Source organism: Coleofasciculus sp. E1-EBD-02, assembly GCF_040218245.1.
GTDB lineage: Bacteria > Cyanobacteriota > Cyanobacteriia > Cyanobacteriales > Coleofasciculaceae > Coleofasciculus.
Genome location: NZ_JAVJQN010000236.1, coordinates 17,695 through 33,928, shown reverse-complemented (window position 1 = coordinate 33,928; position 16,234 = coordinate 17,695). Strand labels below are relative to the sequence as shown.

17 protein-coding genes are annotated in these 16,234 nt (G+C 43.3%); 12 read left to right on the top strand and 5 right to left on the bottom strand.

Annotated elements, in window-relative coordinates; all coding sequences use genetic code 11:
* Positions 1–349 (top strand): zinc ribbon domain-containing protein (locus RIC07_RS35155; RefSeq protein ID WP_446398557.1); only part of this gene is annotated, 349 nt, incomplete at its 5' end.
* A gap of 68 nt (positions 350–417) precedes the next feature.
* Positions 418–1,398: an aldo/keto reductase gene (locus RIC07_RS35150; protein WP_446398556.1), complete on the top strand. Its 981-nt coding sequence runs from the start codon at positions 418–420 to the stop codon at positions 1,396–1,398.
* 378 nt (positions 1,399–1,776) lie between these two features.
* Here RIC07_RS35150 and RIC07_RS35145 read toward each other — a convergent pair whose 3' ends face one another.
* From RIC07_RS35145 to amt, 4 genes are all read right to left on the bottom strand, one after another.
* The gene (locus tag RIC07_RS35145; RefSeq protein WP_446384528.1) at positions 1,777–2,121 is read right to left on the bottom strand and encodes a slr1659 superfamily regulator; all 345 of its coding nucleotides are present in this window, start codon (positions 2,119–2,121) and stop codon (positions 1,777–1,779) included.
* 204 nt (positions 2,122–2,325) lie between these two features.
* Positions 2,326–2,907, bottom strand: a complete 582-nt coding sequence (locus tag RIC07_RS35140) for a slr1658 superfamily regulator (RefSeq protein WP_446398555.1) — start codon at positions 2,905–2,907, stop codon at positions 2,326–2,328.
* 94 nt (positions 2,908–3,001) lie between these two features.
* Entirely contained in the window at positions 3,002–4,867 is a 1,866-nt protein-coding gene (locus RIC07_RS35135; RefSeq protein ID WP_446398554.1) for a SpoIIE family protein phosphatase, read from the bottom strand.
* Between the two features lie 107 nt (positions 4,868–4,974).
* Complete coding sequence (gene amt / locus RIC07_RS35130; protein ID WP_446398553.1) at positions 4,975–7,485, bottom strand: ammonium transporter; 2,511 nt, start codon at positions 7,483–7,485, stop codon at positions 4,975–4,977.
* A gap of 278 nt (positions 7,486–7,763) precedes the next feature.
* Between amt and RIC07_RS35125 the strand changes: the two genes are divergently transcribed.
* The 10 genes from RIC07_RS35125 (at position 7,764) to RIC07_RS35080 (ending at position 14,259) form a co-directional block, all read left to right on the top strand.
* Positions 7,764–8,321, top strand: a complete 558-nt coding sequence (locus tag RIC07_RS35125) for a Uma2 family endonuclease (protein ID WP_446398552.1) — start codon at positions 7,764–7,766, stop codon at positions 8,319–8,321.
* Between the two features lie 34 nt (positions 8,322–8,355).
* Positions 8,356–8,727 carry a hypothetical protein gene (locus RIC07_RS35120; protein ID WP_446398551.1) on the top strand — a complete coding sequence of 124 codons (372 nt, stop codon included), beginning with the start codon at positions 8,356–8,358 and terminating at the stop codon, positions 8,725–8,727.
* 69 nt (positions 8,728–8,796) lie between these two features.
* Complete coding sequence (locus RIC07_RS35115) at positions 8,797–9,462, top strand: hypothetical protein (protein ID WP_446398550.1); 666 nt, start codon at positions 8,797–8,799, stop codon at positions 9,460–9,462.
* A 129-nt stretch (positions 9,463–9,591) separates the two neighbouring features.
* Positions 9,592–10,827, top strand: a complete 1,236-nt coding sequence (locus tag RIC07_RS35110) for a hypothetical protein (protein WP_446398549.1) — start codon at positions 9,592–9,594, stop codon at positions 10,825–10,827.
* Positions 10,828–10,923: 96 nt separating this feature from the next.
* The gene (locus RIC07_RS35105) at positions 10,924–11,487 is read left to right on the top strand and encodes a Uma2 family endonuclease (RefSeq protein WP_446398548.1); all 564 of its coding nucleotides are present in this window, start codon (positions 10,924–10,926) and stop codon (positions 11,485–11,487) included.
* Between the two features lie 409 nt (positions 11,488–11,896).
* A complete protein-coding gene (locus RIC07_RS35100) occupies positions 11,897–12,253 on the top strand; it encodes a toxin-antitoxin system TumE family protein (protein WP_446398547.1) in 357 nt (118 codons plus the stop codon).
* A gap of 12 nt (positions 12,254–12,265) precedes the next feature.
* Positions 12,266–12,664, top strand: coding sequence for an HVO_A0114 family putative DNA-binding protein (locus RIC07_RS35095; RefSeq protein ID WP_446384506.1), 399 nt, complete (start codon positions 12,266–12,268; stop codon positions 12,662–12,664).
* 157 nt (positions 12,665–12,821) lie between these two features.
* The gene (locus RIC07_RS35090; protein WP_446398546.1) at positions 12,822–12,959 is read left to right on the top strand and encodes a hypothetical protein; all 138 of its coding nucleotides are present in this window, start codon (positions 12,822–12,824) and stop codon (positions 12,957–12,959) included.
* Between the two features lie 189 nt (positions 12,960–13,148).
* The gene (locus RIC07_RS35085; RefSeq protein ID WP_446398545.1) at positions 13,149–13,355 is read left to right on the top strand and encodes a hypothetical protein; all 207 of its coding nucleotides are present in this window, start codon (positions 13,149–13,151) and stop codon (positions 13,353–13,355) included.
* A 169-nt stretch (positions 13,356–13,524) separates the two neighbouring features.
* A complete protein-coding gene (locus RIC07_RS35080; protein ID WP_446398544.1) occupies positions 13,525–14,259 on the top strand; it encodes a hypothetical protein in 735 nt (244 codons plus the stop codon).
* A gap of 121 nt (positions 14,260–14,380) precedes the next feature.
* Here the strand turns inward: RIC07_RS35080 and hcp are convergent, their stop codons facing one another.
* Positions 14,381–16,030: a hydroxylamine reductase gene (gene hcp, locus RIC07_RS35075; protein WP_446398543.1), complete on the bottom strand. Its 1,650-nt coding sequence runs from the start codon at positions 16,028–16,030 to the stop codon at positions 14,381–14,383.
* Positions 16,031–16,234 lie beyond the last annotated feature (204 nt).

Genomic DNA, 16,234 nt, shown 5'->3' with positions numbered 1-16,234 from the left:
GGCGTTCTATCAACTGCGAATATTCATTGAGTATAAAGCCCTTGGTGCTGGTGTTCAAGTTATCCCAATTCCCCCTGCCTATACTTCCCAAATGTGTCACAAGTGCCTGCATATTCATCCGATAAAAGGAAAGTCTTACCGTAGTGGCAAGACTTTTAAATGTGGGCATTGTGGTTGGCATGGGGATGCCGACTTTAATGGAGCCAATAATATTGCACTTGTGGGGCTGTCTATAAACCAGCCTGGAGGCACGGGGTTGTCGTGCAAGTTAAGTCAAACTGTTGAGTATGTTCAACTTGGCTTGTTCGATGATTTCAGGGCTACTGAAAACCCAGACCGAGAGCGATAGCAGGTCTGGGTAGTTTATTTAGAATCTTCGATTTGAGTGGGGTGCGTTCAATGACATTCTGTAGGATTATGCAGACTAGCCAAAAACTCTCCCTTCCTACCATGGGCTGCGGAACGTGGGCATGGGGAAATCGACTACTCTGGGGGTACGACGAAAGCATGGATGACGAGTTGCAAGCTGTCTTTAATCTGTGTGTCAGTAATGGCGTCACCTTATTTGATACGGGTGATTCCTATGGAACAGGCAGATTAAATGGACGCAGTGAGCAACTCCTGGGACGATTCTCTAGCGACTATTCTGGTATAAACCAAGAGAACATTTGCATTGCCACCAAGCTAGCCGCCTATCCCTGGCGATTAACGCGCGGCTCAATGGTATCCGCCTGTCAAGCCTCGGCGCGACGATTGGGACGAAATGTCGATTTGGCACAGATGCATTGGTCTACTGCCAATTATGCACCGTGGCAAGAAGAACGGCTTTTGGATGGTTTGGCTGATCTCTACGAAAAAGGACTGGTTAAGGGTGTTGGACTCTCTAATTATGGACCCAAACGACTTCAAGAAATTTATCCTAAGTTTAAAGAGCGAGGGGTTCCGATTGCTACGTTACAAGTCCAGTATTCACTCTTGTCTACTTATCCTGTTACCGAATTGGGCATCAAAGATGTTTGTGATCAACTGGGAATTCAACTGATTGCCTATAGTCCTCTGGCGTTAGGACTGTTGACGGGAAAGTATTCTGAGAAAGGTTCATTCCCGAAAGGGTTACGCCGTTTGTTATTTAAGCAGTTATTACCCGGAATCCAGCCGCTTTTAGGATGTTTACAAGAAATCGCTTCCTCCAAAGAGAAAACTATGGCGCAAGTGGCGATTAATTGGTGTATTTGTAAAGGCACTTTGCCTATTCCTGGTGCAAAGACGATGAAACAGGCACAGGAGAATATTGGTGCGCTGGGATGGCAGTTAAGTGCTGGTGAGATTACTGAATTGGATCAAGTGGCGGCAAGTTTAGATAAGGCGATGGTTCAAAACATTTTTCAAACGCGATAACTTCCATTCAATTGTTGGAGTTTAATGAAAATGAGTAAAGAGAGAATCAGGCTTGGGAAAGATCGTTGTGGGAGCGATCGCATTTCGAGTTCCCTCCCCTTGGCAAGAGGAGAGTTAGGGAGGGGTCAGTCTCAAGGTATTGCACAGTTTTGAGCTTAAGTTGACGCAAAAAGCCAACGTGCGCTCTTTATTCAATTGCCCTTTTGCCCCCTACCCAATATTTCAGTTAATTTTAAAATATTTCCCGCCTGAATATCGGTGGGTTACGGCGGATAGTTCATTGAAGGATTATCGCCTGAATTCAATTCCCGCCTAACCCACCCTACGAGATTGAAAAAATTCTCAATACTCTTGAATCCGGGCGCAAGCTTTGCGCCCCTACTCGACTTCCAGTGTCAAACTTGGCATAAGTCGCTGCAAGTTTTTTAACGATTTACCTTGCCAAGGAATGTTCTGAGAACCTTTTACAATCATTTTAATCGTCTTTTTCTGTCTAACTTTAATCGCAAATTTCGACAACATGCTAATTCCCGAACTGTTGAGAAATTGCATATCTCGTAAGTTAAGTGTCAGGATAGAGGGCTGACTCTCTATGGCTTGATCGAGTAAGTCTATAATTGGTGCATATTCTTCGGTACCACTTAGCCTTAGGGAACCTTTCCAATAAACGGTTGAATTTTCTTTATCATACAATACACTATACGTATCACTTTTAACTTCCATTTTTCCCATCCTTGACAAAATTATGGCGTTCTCAAAAGCTGATTAAATAAACAAACTTACTTATAAACATCTCTAGAAATTAAGATTTAACCACTGTTTGACAATGGTTTCAGATGAATTATCGGAGATGTCTAATAGAGTGGTTCAACACAATGAACCGTAAACCCTAAACTATAGGGTTTTGTATATAAGATGAAAGAAATACTATACCATCAATCGCACCATGGTGGTGACGGTGGTAATCGGTGGCGTCTTTGCCAGGGTTTCAAACTTCCAGCCGAGGGTTGCCATGTAGTCATTGATCATGGTTAAAAATCCTAAGCGAGAAGCCGTGCTGGTTTCGTCTGCTGCATTTTGTTCTAACTGATGAATATACAACTCTTGGGGGTCTGATGTCGTTAATTGCTGGAGATACGCCTGAAAATTATCCAGAATTTGGGGAGGAACCGTGTTTTTTGTCAAGAAGACTAAGCTGTCGTTATACAGGTGTAAGGCGATACTAATGGCGTGCGGTGAGGTATCCTCGTTAAACTTCATGGCGTTCTCTAACAGCTCATTGGCAATGTAACTTACAGCACTCTTAATCTCCACTTGTTGAGCTGTAGCATTCGTATCCTCTTGGTCAGTGGGAAAAAATGTTACCACATAGTCAGCCATGAAATCTGCGGATAACCCATTATTCCGCCAGCGATGCTTTAACGGAATTGAGCTGGGTGAAAATTGGATAACCAGATATTCCTCACTGGGAGGTAGCTGTTCGTTGAAATCTCCAAAGATCTGAGTCATATCGCGTTTGCCAGTAGTCTGTTTGAGGAGTGCCAAAGAAAACAATCATAACTTGTAAACGTCAGGCGTAATCTTTTTCCCAGTTCCCTATTCCCTAACTATCCTGTTGAATTGGTGCGACGCCGGAGCGATCGCGCAGCAAGGATGGTTTGGGTTTAATCACTAACAGCGTTATATCATCATAAACCTTTTGTGTCCCAATATGACGCCGCACATCCTCAATCACGGCTTGGCGAATTTCCTGGGCTGACTGTCGCCAGTTGTCACTGAGAATTTGACACAGACGTTCAATCCCATACTGTGCGCCTTGGGGATTTTCAGCTTCGGGAATTCCATCGGTGTAGAGAACCACCACATCTCCAGGATGTAACTGGATTTCCGCATCGGCGACAAAATCGGCAATATCGGCGACTAGACCAATGGGAAAGCCTAAATCAATGGTATCAACTCGCTCAATTTTACCACCCGAACGCACGACAATCATTTCTTCATGTTGTCCACTCAAGCGCAGTTTATCTTGGTGATAGTCCAGGAGGGAGAGAGTGAGATTTTTCTCAGATTTCATTCGCTGGATATTATGATAAATCGTTCGATTCAGGACACTTAAAAATTGCTTTGAATCCGTTTTCACTCCTTCCAATAACGTTCTCACCGCCGTTTGCACCATAATCATCAAGACGCCACTTTCTAACCCATGTCCCGTGACATCGCCAATACCAATAGTGACATGACCATTATTTTGCAGGACATCATAATAGTCACCACCAACTTCAGTAGCGGGTTCCATAAAGCCAGCGATGTCTAATTCAGCAATCTGGTTCAGTTCCTCCTGTTTAGGTAACATCATCTGTTGCAGACGACGTGTCACCTCAACTTCAGCACTCAGGCGCAGATTTTCGGCTTTCAAACGACTATTGAGCAGGGTAATTTCCTGATTCGCTTGAGCCAATTGAGCCGTGCGTTTCTCCACTCTCGTTTCTAATTCTTCATTGGCATGTTGGAGGGCATCTTGACTCCGGCGCAATGCGATAGTCGCTCGTTGAACCGCTTTTTGCAGTCGAACTGGCTCACTGACTAAGATATAAACTAACACTCCAGCTAATAGTGCTGATAATCCGCCCCCTATCCACAACCATTTGGAAATAGGTGCAGTTGATGCCCATCCGTTGACAGGAATCGCCGCTAATTGCCATGTTCCGTTGGGTAACGTTACCTCTAAACTGACGGGATTTTGTTGGAAAATACTAGCATCGCCGAAAAATAAGTCTCCCGTTTCACCCAACCCATCTTTGCCACGAATCGCATATTGGATTTGGTTGGATGGATTGAGTAATTCGGCGTCTTTAAATAATGTGTTCCGGTCAAAACCAATACCAACTAGACCCCAGTAGCGACCACTTTGGGGGGGTTGGTCGGGGGGCGTGATAAATATCGGGGTACGACTAATAAATCCCCAATTTTTTTTAGGTTCTAACTGCAACGGACCGGCAAAAACGGTTTGGCGGCTTTGAATGGCTCTCTCAATGGCGTCTCGTTCTTCCGGAATAGTCATCGGATTAAAGCCAATTGCGTCTTCGTTTCCGGCTAAGGGATAGAGATGGCTGACGATGTTATCTTTATACAGGGCTAAGAATTCAATCCTTTGTTGATCTTCGACGAGGACGCTGGAGAGACGCTCAAATTCATTTTGGGTAATGTCCGGGTTAATCGTGGACACATACGCCAATAAACCTCGTGTGAGAAAAAGTCGCTGGTTTAGGGCGGCTTCCAAGCGGGCTCTCGCTGCACTCAGTTGATTGAGAACATCCGAACGTTGTTGTTCGGAAAACCGTTGGTGTTCAGCGCGTTCAAAACCCCAAACTACGGTTAGCAGGATAACTACCGTTAAGAAGGAGGCAAAATAAGGAAAAACGCGATTATTTAGGGCAGAACGGATTGAAAACCATGGGTTGTTTGTCATTGGTTAGGGAACAGGGAACAGGGAACAGGGAACAGGCAACACCTCGGCTTACCTCGACTTCGCTCGGTAACACGCTCGGTGTGTCATAGGCAATAGGCAATAGGCAATTAAACTTCAAAAATTTTTCTTTGTTTAATCACGAGTAAGGTGATATCATCATAAAGTTGCTGTGCTTGAATATGCTGGCGTAGGTCATCAATAACGGCTTGCCGAATTTCAGCAGCGGATTGTTGCCAATTCTGACTGAGAATCAGACACAAGCGTTCGATGCCATATTGTATCGCTTGGGCATTTTCTGCCTCTGGAATTCCGTCAGTGTAGAGGACAACACTATCTCCCGGATTTAACTGAACTTGAAGATGTGCTACGAAATCAGCGATATCAGCATCTAAACCGATGGGAAACCCTAGATCAATGGTATCAATTCGCTCAATATGACCTCCAGTCCGCACGACAATGATCTCTTCATGTTGTCCGCTCAAATTCAGGATACCTTTTTGATAGTCCAACAAAGCCAAGGTGAGGTTTTTGTCGGAGTTCATCCGCTGGATGTTTTGATAAATGGTGCGATTGAGGATATCTAAAAATTGCTTGGGGTCAGTTTGGTTACTTTCTAATAGGGTGCGGACGGCGGTTTGTACCATTAAGCTTAATACCCCGCTTTCTAAGCCATGTCCCGTCACATCACCAATACTAATTTGGACGCGATCGCGATAGGGTAAAATATCATAATAATCCCCACCCACTTCCGTCGCCGGTTCCATAAATCCAGAAATCTCTAAGTCAGTAATTTGATTCAATTCTGCCTCTTTTGGAAGCAGCATCTGTTGCAAGCGACGAGTGACTTCAAGTTCAGCACTCAACCGCAAATTTTCTGCCTTGAGACGTTCATTCAGCGTGGTAATTTCCTGATTTGCCCGAAACAAATCGGCTTGGGCTTGTTTGCGTTCGGAGATGTCGCGAAATGTACCCGTATAAAAGCAATATTGACCCGATTTCGTCTCCACAACCGTCGCTTCTAGAGGAAAGCGAGACCCATCAACCCGACAGCCAACAATCTCATGTCTGCCCACTTTTAATAACCGTTCCATGCCTATATCAGTATCATCGGCTACGGGTGTTGACCAATTCAATAGCTGATGAATATCCATACCCGTAAATTCGCTGATAGAATACCCAAATATCTCTTTTGCACTGGGATTAGCGGTGACAATTTTTAGTTGAGGTTTTGTGAAGGTAATAATCGCATCCATGGCGGTTTTGACAATGGCATCGGTGCGCGTTAAAGCATCTTCTAAGGCATCCATCACCTGGTTATAGCGCTGGGCAATTTGACCGACTTGCGTAAACGGTTCGACAGGAACTCGTAAGCTTAAATCTTGGGTTTGGGCTTGGGCTTCCATAACCTGAAACAGGTCATAAATCTCAGTTTTAGCGCGATGTTCGGACACATTTAAACCAATCTGTTCCGCCTCAACACTCACCCGCATTGGGAAAAAACGATTAGTGATGAATAATAGGAGATAAGTTATGCTAAATGCCCAAATCCCACAACTAAGAATTCCGATTCCCTGTACACCAAGCTGTAGCACTGGACTCAACCCCGTATCCACTAATTCCGGTTGACCAAACAACGCCACCGCTAATGTTCCCCAAATTCCTCCACCCAGATGCACGGGTATGGCATCTACCGCATCATCAATCCGCCACCGTTCCAACCAATTCGACATCAAGGTAGCAATAATCCCCCCAATCGCCCCAATAATCACGGATGCGGGAGAGGTGACAACATGACAAGAGGCGGTAATCGAGACTAATCCCGCTAAGGAACCATTAATTAAGGATTCGACTTCCGGAAGTTGACACCGATACCAGCTAACCATTCCGGCTGCCATCATTCCGGCAATACCCGCCAGCACGGTATGCACAATAATGCTAGGGACTTGCTCATTTAAACTCAATGTGCTGCCCCCATTGAATCCCAACCAGCCAATCCACAGTAACATGGCACCTAAAACCGAAAGGGGTAAATTAGACCCGTGGATTTTTCGCGGCGGTAGATGATCCGGAAATCGCCCGGTGCGTGATCCGATAATCATCAGACTGGCGAGGGATACCCAGCCCCCCAAACTGTGAACCACTGTAGACCCCGCAAAATCAACAAAGCCAAGCTGTTCTAACCAACCTGGTGATACATCTAAATCGATCCCGTTCCACGCCCAATGTCCAAACAGGGGATAAATCAGACCAGACACCAAACCCGCTAAGATTAGATAAGCCCGAAACTTCATCCGTTCCGCCACCGCCCCGGAGACAATCGTAGTGGCGGTGCTGCAAAACATGGCTTGGAACAAAAAGAACGCCGCCAGTCGGGGTGTAGCTTCAACGTGAACGAAGAAATTGCTCGAGCCAACCCACCCTAGCACCGAGGTACCAAACATAAAAGCATATCCGAACGCCCAAAATAAGGCGATAGATATGCCCAAGTCAGCTAAGTTTTTAATGGCAACATTGATACTATTTTTTGATCGCGTCAGCCCTGACTCTAGGCACATAAACCCGGGTTGCATCAGGAATACCAAGCCAGAACAGACCAGGAGCCACAGAATATCAATCACTTATATCTGCCCCTTGTTTTTGGCATACAAATATATATCATCCTTACAGATATGCCAGGTCTAATTCCAGAACATTCAATTCCTCCCTACCCTTCCCGTTGTGGCTGAACTATCCCCCCTAGGGCATGTTGCCTAATCTCTTTGTTATCAAGGGTTGTGGCTATCTGTATGGCTGGGGATAAGGTGGATAGGACTGGTGGTTGATTGGACAGCGATCGCGTAGCGTGATCAGTTAGGCTAAACTCAGCACCCATTCCATACCCCAGGATTCAGAAACAATGACAGCAATCACCCAATCCATCACCTTGTCAGAGTTTCTCCAGCTTCCAGAAACTAAACCAGCGAGGGAATATATCAACGGAGAAATTATCCAGAAACCAATGCCAAAAGGAAGACACAGCCGATTGCAAGGAAAACTCTGTGCAGCTATCAATCAAATCGCTGAAGATGCCAAAATTGCTTATGCCTTTCCTGAATTACGGTGTAGCTTCGGGGGACGTTCTATTGTCCCCGATGTTGCTGTATTTCAGTGGCGACGCATACCCTTTACCGTCAATCATGACGTTCCTGATAATTTTGACCTGCCACCCGATTGGACGATAGAGATTCTTTCTCCGGAACAAAAACCGAATAAAGTTATTGGCAATAGTCTCCACTGTCTCCAGCATGGGAGTCGCTTAGGATGGTTTATTGATCCTGATGATCTGAGTATTTTAGTCTTTCTAACCCAGCAACAGCCTGTTCTCCTCCAGGGAAAAGATTCATTACCTGTATTATCAGAAATTGAACTGACAGTAACCGTAAATCATGTGTTTAGTTGGTTGAAAATGAACTGAGGTAACCTCGAATTACACAGATAGATGAATAACCATGAGTAACCCCAACGATCCGAACTCATTTTTTGACGATGATAAAGTCAATAAAGATAAACTCTTTATCGAAGTTCCCCCAGATCAAACACCTCCCTATCAGGAACGAATTCCCTCTGGATATGACCCTATGGGAGAAATTCATCTCAGGGGTCGAGCCTTTAGAAGTCTCTCGGCGGGAACAATCTCTTGGTGGATACTAATTTCCGGCTGGTTCATCTTTGGAGTACCAGCTTTATTAATACTGATTAATGCGATTATTTTGCAATCCTTTATGCTTGTCATACCATTAGGCTTGGCGTCTATTCCTCTATTAATTCTCTGGAGAGGTACGGCTGCCAAATTATCTACTACCAAGCGCAAAAGGAGATAATTATAAAGGCGTCCTCTAAGTCGGATTATGATATATTAATTAGACTTCTGTAGGACAGGATGTATAGCCATGTCACGAGTCAAGCTTGTATATCCGAAAATCCCAATCCCAGATAGTAGGAACTGTCCTCTAGAGCGATGTATCGCCTTTGAAAAATATGATGGTACTAATCTCCATTGGGTTTGGGAGGTTGAGCTTGGCTGGTATGCTTTCGGCACACGTCGAGACAGATTTGACTTGGACGATATGGGTATTGCCAAATTTAATGCTGATCATCCTGGCTTGGAGGAAGCGCCTGAGATTTTCCAGAACGATTTTGCCAATTCTCTGGATAGCCTATTTCGAGATAACCCTCAATATTTCTATTTCTGTCCGGAAATTACAGTATTTACAGAATTTTTAGGATCTAGCTCTTTTGCTGGAATGCATAAAATAGAGGAGGCTAAACAACTTATACTTTTTGATGTCCAGACTGATAAAGGTATCATTCATCCTGAGCAATTTATCCGTGACTTCAGTGAATTCAACATCCCCAAAATTGTTTATCGCGGCAAACTCACTGGCAAGTTTATGGATGATGTCCGTCAAGGGAAGTATAGTGTTGCTGAGGGTGTTGTATGTAAGGGAGGTAATCGTAGTTCTAATCAGGTGTGGATGGTGAAGATTAAAACATACGCTTACATGAAAAAGCTACAACAGGCGTTCTCAGATAATTGGGAGAACTACTGGGAGTAATCAGCACAGCTGACGATACTCTACTTGTGTACATCAATGCCGTTGCGTTTCCCCGTCTGCCTCGTTATCAAATTGACAGCTTACTCACAGCTTATTTCCCTCATATTAATCTACTCTTGAAAAGACAATATGCTTACTCAACTACGCCGTCTGTTGAATCGGTTTTTTAGAAGATCAAGGACAATCAACAATGAACCCCTCAATAAGGTAAGTTTGACTGTCATTATCTTGATTGATATTTTTATTTTAGTCAATGTTTTTACCGGACTGAATGATATTAGCCAATGGTATATTAACCCTTCCCAGGCTTATCCCTGTTATTCTGAGTGGAAAAATTACCAAACCCAAACAACTTCAGATAAAGATTATGAGATTATCCAGTTCTCAGTTATTTCTGCAAGAAACTATCAATCTACTTTCCAGCAAACCTATCAACAAGCGGCGGTAGGACGTCTAGGTACTGTTTCTCAAACCTGCCTAGAGTATGGCAGTTACAAAGATCAACTCAATAATCCAGAAAATCAGCAAATTATAACAGCGATTGATCAGAAACAAGCAGAAATCAATGAACTTGAACAAACAAATCGCCGTATTCGTGAGCAATATGACTCAACTTTATTGGAAAAAATAGCAGGTCAGCCTCGTGAGCAATCGATTAATCTAGTCGAGGCGGAGAAAGCCAAACAGCAACTCGAACAAAATAACCGCAATATTGCTAGGCTTAAACAGGAAATCGCTGAACTCAAAAATAAACTGACGGCACAACCAGAAAGTTTAGTTTTTATCAATTTTCTTAAGGATGACGGAACATTTCAGTCCATTGAAAACGCCTACCAGCGGGCATCCTTTTGGTATCCCAGCATCCAATTCAGCTTTCAATCGCTTTTTCTGTTACCGCTAATTTTCCTTTCTTTATCGGTTTACAATTTTGCTCAACGAAAAGGGTATGGACTCATTGCCCTAATTAGCTGGCATTTGTCAGTCGTATTTTTTATACCATTAATTTTTAAGATATTTGAGTTTTTGCAATTTGGTGCAATCGTTCAAGTTATCGTTGATCTCATCAGCACCCTTTTAGGCGGACTCGTTTTTCTGGTCAGTTATGCTTATATCTTACTAATTCCTCTGATTGGGTTTGGCATTATCAAATTCTTCCAAAAAATTGTCTTTAATTCAAAAGTACAAGCAGCTAGGCGAGTGCAAAAATCACGATGTATCCGGTGTGCTAATAAAATTCCGACCCATGATGCTTACTGTCCCCACTGTGGTTTTTATCAATACGCTGAATGTCATAATTGTCACAGTATGACTTATAAGTATTTACCGTATTGTAAACAATGTGGACAGTCTCAAGATTCCAATTAATAGCACGCTCGTCGTTACGCTGTCTTCACCATAAGCACTCGCGATCGCGTACAATCCAGATAGACACAACTCCCTTTATTTTACCAGGAAGTCCCAATGGTAAAGACTCCATCTAGATCCATAACTCTGGAAGAATTCCTAAAACTACCAGAAACCAAACCCGCCAGCGAATATATTAATGGGCAAATCATTCAGAAGCCAATGCCACAGGGTAAGCACAGTACAATTCAAACGGAGTTTTCTACGACTGTCAACGTAATTCTTAAACCTGGACAGGTTGCACGAGCCTTTTCAGAGCTACGTTGTACATTTGGTGGACGCTCAATCGTTCCTGATGTATCCGTAATTACTTGGGAGAGAATTCCCCGTGACGCGAATGGTGAAATTGCCAATACCTTTCCCATTGCTCCTGACTGGACAATCGAGATTCTATCACCTGACCAAAGTCAGACTAAAGTAACCAAAAATATATTACATTGTCTCAATCATGGAACTCAAATGGGTTGGTTAATTGACCCAGATGAGCAAACGGTGTTTGTTTATCTTCCCCAACAGAAACTAGAGGTGTTTGATCAAGCAGAACAAAAACTTCCTGTTCCCGCTTTTGCCAATGAGCTAAATCTAAGTGTGGCGTCTGTATTTGGCTGGTTATCCGAGTAAGTTATTATGCATTTAAATTGGGTATGAGTAGCGAGCAAGATGCTCAATGTAGCGAGCAAGATGCTCAATGTAGCGAGCAAGATGCTCGCACTACGGCAAGGATTTCGTCATGATTAAAATTAAGGTTTAAATGCCGAACGGCTTAAGCATTTAGGTATCACCGAAACCTTTGATCTACCGTAGGGTGGGCAATGCCCACCAGCCTCATCTGAGCGTGCCATTTAATGCTAAGTTAATATACCGGACACAAGCCAGTGCGATCGCATCTCAGATGCTGGAACTTGCCCAATCGCACTGTAGCACGAACTTGCAGCGTTTCCCCTTCATAGAGGTTGATTGACAAAGGAGACATAATAAAGTTATGATCTGATGATAACTGTCTCTACAGAATATTAAAGACAGGTATATTTTGAGCCAAGAAGATAGGGACTACGGACTTGAAACGTTACTTGACCTAGATGGGGAAATCTTCCCCATGGAAAACGGCTATTGGACGAAATTTGAAGCTCGGAAGGTGGCTCCAAATGAGCATATACCCCATGGCATCAAATATAGTTTTACTTTACATAACAGTAGAAATGAAAGAATTATCGGATATGATAATGCACATGGAATAAAGCTTAAAGGGAATAAATACACGGCTAATCGAACTGTCTGGGATCACAAACACAAACGAAATGTTGTAGAAGCTTATGAGTTTGAAAGTGCAGGTCAACTACTAGAAGATTTTTGGACTGATGTGAATCGCATTATTATTCCAAAATAAGAGGTGATTTCCATGGAAAATAAGGTTATGAAAATAGGGATTATCTCTAGAGAAAATTACATCAAAAGAACTATAGCGATTGCCAAAGGAGAATATAAGCCCCAAAAAGATGAACCGAAAGTATGGTTTGAATCGATGAAGTCGCTAGCCCAAGTCTTGAGTAATGAAAATCAAGACTTGCTGAGAATAATCATTAACCACGAGCCACGTTCTATTTCAGAGCTTGAAGAGCTAACCCATCGGAAGAAGTCTAACCTGTCTAGAACACTAAAAACTTTAGAAAGATATGGAATAGTTGAGCTAGTGAAAGATAAAGGCAAAGTTATTCCCAAGGTTAAAGCTACAGATTTCCAAGTTGAGTTCAGCCTTGAGAATAACCTTTCTCATCTTGCTGATTCTGCAATGGTTTAGTTCGCTCATCGTCGTAGGTTGGGAAAACGACAGGAAATCTAACCTCTACTTTATCTGTAGCTCTCTTGTGATCGCGCCACAGTCGTTAGCATTTTAACCAGACGTTTACAGCGTACTGCTATGATGCTTTGTAGAGGACTATCTACAGTTAGGAAAGATGACTGAATTACTTCAGCGCGTTATTGCACAGCTTGAGAAATTGCCAGAAGAAGAGCAAGATGCGATCGCGTCTCAGATGCTGGACTTATCCAATCGCACCGTAGACGGTCTGCCAAGCTATTATGGTGGTGACTAGCCCTTAGTTCGTGTCACCTATGTCTATCTCTGAGCCTTTAGCTCTTCCACCTGGATTCGAGCAGTTAAGCAAGGAGCAGATACCTGTTCGGTGAATGGCATCTTGAAATTGTACGTGATCGCGTTTCCTCGCAGGATGCTGTTGACCGACAAAGTTAAAATTGGAATAAATAGGCTAGGTTTAACTAATATGACTGTAACAGAACTTCTTCCGACACTAAAAAATCTCTCCCGCGCCGATAAACTAAGGATTATGCAATTTTTAGTCCTTGAGCTTGCCAAGGAGGAAGATGCGCTTTTGCAACCCGGAGCAACCTATACTGTTTGGTCTCCGTATAATTCACATGAAGCTGCCCACAAGCTCGCTGAGTTGCTAGAAGGGGATAAGCCGACTTAAGTAGAATCATTGCGATCGCGCTTGGCTCGGTGGTGGAATCAATCACCCGTCACCGTACCTTGAATTAACACAGGGAAAATCAATATCTACTTGTGCTTCGCTACGGCGCTTCAATTCCTGTAATATGTTGTATTATATTATTGTACTTACGTTTCAATAAAACTAAAGTATGTCACTTTTGATTAATGCGGTAGAAAGGTTTAAGACCCTTAATATTCAAGTTGAGTGGGGAAAGTTTGATGAATTAAGTCAGCTTCGTAATGAGATAGAACATTACTACACTGATAAATCTCCTGATGTTGTTCTTGAAGTTGTTGCCAAGTCGTTTATTCTAATTCGAGACTTTATAAGAAAATATTTACAGGAAGATCCTCTGGAACTTCTGGATGACAAGTGTTGGCAAGCTCTCCTAGACACAGCAGATGTATATCGGGTCGAGAAAGAGGTTTGTAAAAAATCATTAGAGAAAATAAACTGGAAATATACCGCACTTGCAGAGTCTGTTAATCAAATTAGGTGTCCCGATTGCCATTCAAGTTTGATAAAAACAGAAGATGAAGGTGATTATCATCTTGATACTTCCTTGTTTTGCAGTTATTGTGGTTTATATTTTCCTTTTAAGGAGGTAATAGAACAATGTTCAGAGGTAATAGAACAATGTTTATCTGAGGATTTAAGGGCAAAAACTCATACAGCCATAAAAGAAGGTGATGAGCCACCGCTAGGTACATGTCCAAAGTGTGATCGTGATACTTATTTGCTCGCTGAAGACTGTTGTGCAGCTTGTGGTTACAAACGGGAGTATCTTTACTGCGAATGCGGTAACCCCTTATCTTTAGACGAGCAATTCCAAGGCTTGTGTAGTTCTTGTCAGTATGGGTGGGACAAAATAATGGCAGAGTAAGGATTAACATAATGTGGTATGCTTGCTCATCTCCCTACCTTGTATTCACACAACGAAACCTGAAATCCAAGTGAAAAGGGGCGCGACAAAAGCCACACCCCCTCACCCTCACCTAACTAACTCAACCCAAACAAGCCGCCAAATCCTCATCCGGAGTTGTAATCGCCTTCAACTGATACTTCTCCGACAGCAATTTGAAAACATTAGGAGAAATAAACGCGGGTAACGTGGGACCCAAACGAATATCCTTAATTCCCAGATACAGCAGCGTCAACAACACAGCCACCGCCTTCTGTTCATACCACGACAAAATCATCGACAAAGGCAATTGATTCACATCCATATCAAACGCCTTCGCTAATCCCAAGGCAATTTGAATCGCGGAATAGGCATCATTACATTGTCCCACATCCATTAACCGAGGCAGAGAACCAATTTCTCCCAACTGTTGATCAAAGAAACGGAACTTACCACAAGCTAGGGTGAGAACAATACAATCTTCCGGTACTTTTTCCACAAATTCAGTGTAGTAATTGCGCTCTGGTTTCGCGCCATCACAGCCGCCAACTAAGAAGAAGTGACGAATTTTGCCTTGCTTAACCCCATCAATCACTTGATCCGCCACATTTAACACCGCATTCCGGGCAAATCCTGCCATCACCTGACGCGGGGGTTGCTCTTCCACAAACCCAGGCATATCTAAGGATTTTTGAATCGCTGGGCTAAAGTCGGGGATGTTACCCTCCTCCGGTGGAATATAGTTGATGCCGGCAAACCCAACAGGACCAATGGTAAACAGTTTCTCATCATAGGTGTCATGAGGCGGCATCAAACAATTGGTAGTGACAATAATCGCCCCCGGAAACTTACCAAATTCTTTGGTTTGATTCTGCCAAGCTGTTCCATAATGCCCGTACAGATGAGGATAGTTCTGTTTAAGTAAAGGATAACCGTGAGCGGGTAAAAGTTCGCCGTGGGTGTAAACGGTAATCCCTGTATCCGCCGTCTGTTTTAGGATAGCTTCCAGTTGTCTGATATCATGTCCCGATACCAGAAGAGCTTTGCCTTTTCGGGGATTGAGGGGAACAGGGGTTGGCGTGGGATGTCCATAAGTATTGGTATGTCCCGCATCCAATAATTCCATCGCCCGCAGGTTAATTTCTCCCACCTTTAAGGCTAAATTCACCCAATCATCCAAGGTGAAATCTTGATGATTTAGCGCATCTAAGGCTTCTTGAATGAAGTGGTACACCTGCTCATCTTCTTGTCCCAATTCTTGAGCATGGAAGGTGTAGGAAGCAGCGCCCTTAATTCCATAGAGAACCGTGAGTTTCAGGGAGAAAATGTCAACATCCCGCGCCGATTCACTAATAAAGCCTAATGCTAAATCTTGACCCTGTTCGACTAAACTCTCATTAAAGTCAGGATGATACCCAGACACTCTTCCCCATTTGACGGGTTCGGGACTAGCTTCCTTGACTTTAGCTTTTAAATTATCTCGCTTCTCGATACAGTCACGGACATACTTGGTAAAGCGTTTTCGGTCAAAATTGACATTCGTCATTGTGGCGAATAACGATTCGCAGGTGAAGACATCTTCATCGTGAGTAGAAATGCCTAACTGACGGGCTTTAATCACCACTGGCGCCAGTCCGCGCAAGCAGTAAACTAATAAATCTTGAACGGCGTTGAGTTGAGGACTTTTACCACATGCGCCCCATTGATGACAGCCATTACCACTGGCGGTTTGTTCGCACTGTTCGCAAAACATAAGTTACTTTTTCCTATATTCAGTTTCTCTATCCCTACTCTAGGAAATTTTTGGCAGATAACGCTTTGACTTAAGTCAATTTTTGTAATCTCCGGCAGCTTGTAAAGAAGTTTTACCGTTTCATGCCAGTTTTTTGGGCGCAAGCCTTGCGCCCCCACAAATACAAGGCTAATGATTCAAATCCACCTCTATCTTTAGGTAGAA